General features: G+C 65.9%; 3 protein-coding genes. All 3 read left to right on the forward strand.

Annotated features, from left to right (window positions below):
• Nucleotides 1–984, forward strand: a 984-nt coding sequence (locus ACFPOU_RS23220; protein ID WP_379727303.1) for an AMP-binding protein, incomplete at its 5' end; no start/stop codon positions are given.
• Nucleotides 985–1,020: 36 nt separating this feature from the next.
• Nucleotides 1,021–1,404, forward strand: coding sequence for a VOC family protein (locus ACFPOU_RS23225; RefSeq protein WP_379727306.1), 384 nt, complete (start codon nt 1,021–1,023; stop codon nt 1,402–1,404).
• Nucleotides 1,405–1,536: 132 nt separating this feature from the next.
• Nucleotides 1,537–1,982 (forward strand): TonB-dependent receptor plug domain-containing protein (locus ACFPOU_RS23230; RefSeq protein ID WP_379727309.1); only part of this gene is annotated, 446 nt, incomplete at its 3' end.

A 1,982-nucleotide genomic window follows, 5' to 3' on the forward strand; every position in this document is an offset into this window, starting at 1 on the left:
GGCGAAGACGTCACGATCACGCCGCTGCCGCTGTTCCACATGAACGCCATGTGCGTGGGCGTGCTGTCGAACATCATGGTGGGCGCGCGCGTGGCCATTGTTCCGCGCTTCTCGGTCTCGAATTTCTGGCCGGAGGTCGAGCGCAGCGGCGCCACCATTGCCTCGATCCTCGGCGGCATGGGCGGCCTGCTGGCGCAAGCACCCGACAGCGAGGCGATGCGGCGCTGCGTCGGCCAGATCCATACCGTGCGCGGTAATCCGTTTACGGAAGAAACCAAGCAGGTCTGGCGCGAGCGTTTCGGCGCTCGCCAGGTCGGCGGCAATGGTTACGGGCTGACCGAGGCGAGCGTCATCACTTCGCTCGCAGGGAGCGAGTATGCGGCGCCCGGCTCGTCCGGCAAGCGCATCCCTGACTTCGACGTGCGCATCGTCGACGACCTCGACCGCGAACTGCCCGCCAACACACCCGGCGAAATCGTCATGCGTCCGCTGCGGCCCGACATCATGTTCATGGGCTACTGGGGACGTCCGGCGGACACCATGAAGGTGATGCGCAATATGTGGTTCCACAGCGGCGACATCGGCCGGTTCGACGAGGACGGCTTCTTCTACTTCGTCGACCGCAAAAAGGATTACCTGCGCCGGCGCGGCGAGAACATTTCCAGTTTCGAAATGGAGACGGCATTCGCCATCCATCCCGACATCGAGGAAGTCGCGGTGCATGCGGTCCCGTCCGAGCGCGGCGAGGACGACGTCAAGGTCACGGCCATCCTCAAGCCCGGTTGCGTCTTGCAGCCGGAAGCGCTGTTCCACTGGGCGGTCGATGCGGTGCCCTACTACGCCCTGCCCCGCTACATCGAGTTTCGCGATGCGATGCCGAAGAATCCCCAGGGCCGCGTCCTGAAATACCAGCTGCGCGAGGAAGGCTGCACCTCTACAACCTGGGACCTGGAGCGCACCGACATCAAGGTCAGCAAGCGCTGACCGCGCCGATTTTTTATTCATACTGGAGACACCGGCATGACGATACTGACCCACGTTACCCTGGGCACGACGGACCTGGATCGCGCCAAGACCTTCTACGACTACGTGCTCGAGCCGCTCGGTTACGCGCGCCTGCTCGGCGCCGGCGGCCGCATTTGCGGCTGGGGCATCGGCGCCGCGCAATTCATGGTCGGCTACCCGCGCAACGGCGAGCCTGCCACAGCCGGCAACGGCTTCACCATCGGCCTGGCCGCGCCGAGCCGTGCGGCGATCGATGAATTCCACCGCCGTGCCCTCGAACTGGGTGGGCTCGACGAAGGCGCGCCGGGCCCACGGCCGGTCGCCCCCAACGCCTACGCCGCGTATATTCGCGATCCGGACGGCAACAAGCTTGCCGCCTCCTGCCGCACACCGGAATAAACCGGGCCGTGGCCGCGGTCCTCGATCCCGGCCCCCGCCGCCCTCGCATCGCTTGCCACACCCGCCCGGCCAGCACCCCATGTGCCTGGCCCGGGCGGTTTCGTCTTACCCATAAAAATACGGAGACCATGCATGACCCAATTTGCGAAAGCAGGACTGCTCGCGGGCAGCTGCGCGATGACGATGATCAGCGGTGCGGCCTGTGCCACGGCGCCCACGGAGGCGGCAGAACAGCAAGCGGGCGCCGTGCAGGCCGAGGCGGAAGCGCCGATAGCCAAGGTGGTGGTGACCGCCCAGCGGCGCGAGCAGGCGCTGCAGGACGTGCCGGCGGCGGTCACCGCCATCGGCGCGGCCGAACTGGCCAACAAGCAGATCGTCGACGTCAAGGCGCTCAGTGCGAACGCGCCTTCGCTCCTGATTGTCGATACCCCGGTCGGCAAGAACAACATGATCATCGGCATGCGCGGCATCACGCCGACCTCGATTTCCTCGAACAACGATCCCACCGTCGGAATCTATGTCAACGGCGTCTACTATGCGCGCACGGCCGGCGCCAACGCGGCGCTGGTCGACATGGA

Source organism: Massilia jejuensis (assembly GCF_042656795.1).
GTDB lineage: Bacteria > Pseudomonadota > Gammaproteobacteria > Burkholderiales > Burkholderiaceae_D > Telluria > Telluria jejuensis.